Consider the following 1,267-nt stretch of genomic DNA (forward strand, 5'->3'; position numbering starts at 1 on the left):
GGGACTGTAAAAAGAACGGTGTAACTCCTGATCAAGGAGACGCACCTGATGACCATGACGACTGACGCCGTGGATACTGCCGCGGTGGCGAAGAAGCAGCAGCAGCCTGGCCTGCCGGCCGGGGGGAACGATGACTTGATCGGCCAGCTCGTCGAGCAGGCCCGGACCTCGGGCCTGCAACTGACCGGTGAGGGCGGGCTGCTGCAGCAGCTGACCAAGCGTGTGATCGAGGCTGCGATGGACGGTGAAATCACCGACCACCTCGGCTACGAAAAACACGATCCTGCTGGTAAGGACGGCGGGAACTCCCGCAACGGGTCGAGGACGAAGACGGTGCTGACCGATGTCGGCCCGGTCGAGATCGTTGTGCCACGCGATCGCGACGGCTCATTCGAGCCGCAGATCGTCCGCAAGCGGCAGCGGCGGCTGACCGGCGTGGAGGACATGGTCCTGTCGCTGTCGGCGAAGGGCCTGACCACCGGTGAGATCAGCGCTCACCTGGCCGAAGTCTACGGCGCCGACGTGTCGCGGCAGACGATCTCCACGATCACCGACAAGGTCATGGACGGCATGGCCGAGTGGCAGAACCGGCCCCTGGATCGTGTCTACCCAGTCGTGTTTCTCGATGCCATCAACGTCAAGGTCAGGGACGGTAAGGTCGCGAACCGGCCGATCTACGTCGCGTTGGCGGTCACCGTCGACGGGACTCGCGACATCCTCGGCTTGTGGGCCGGCGACGGCGGCGAGGGTGCCAAGTTCTGGTTCTCCGTGTGCACCGAGCTGAAGAACCGCGGCGTCGAGGACGTGCTGATGGCAGTCTGCGACGGGCTCACCGGCCTGCCTGACGCGATCAACACGGTATGGCCACAGACCGTGGTCCAGACCTGCATCGTGCACCTTCTGCGTAACTCCTTCCGTTACGCGGCCCGCCAGGACTGGGAGAAGATCGCCAAAGCGCTGCGGCCGGTCTACACCGCACCGACCGAGGCCGCCGCGACCGATCGTTTCCTGGAGTTCGCTGAGGCATGGGGCAAGAAGTACCCGGCGATCGTCCGGCTCTGGGAGAACGCCTGGGCCGAGTTCGTCCCGTTTTTGACCTTCGACACCGAGATCCGCAAGGTGATCTGCTCGACGAACGCGATCGAGTCAGTCAACGCCCGCATCCGCCGGGCCGTGCGAGCCCGCGGGCACTTCCCGAACGAGCAAGCCGCACTGAAATGCGTGTACCTCGCCGTGATGGCCCTGGACCCGACCGGCACCGGTCAAC

Annotated in this window: 1 protein-coding gene; it reads left to right on the forward strand. The window is 65.0% G+C overall.

All coding sequences use genetic code 11. The features are described from left to right. Positions 1-48 precede the first annotated feature (48 nt). Positions 49-1,267, forward strand: a 1,219-nt coding sequence (locus tag AB0H52_RS32015; RefSeq protein ID WP_357952037.1) for an IS256 family transposase, incomplete at its 3' end; no start/stop codon positions are given.

The sequence above is a fragment of the Micromonospora sp. NPDC050695 genome (assembly GCF_040654415.1).
Classification (GTDB): Bacteria; Actinomycetota; Actinomycetes; order Mycobacteriales; family Micromonosporaceae; genus Micromonospora.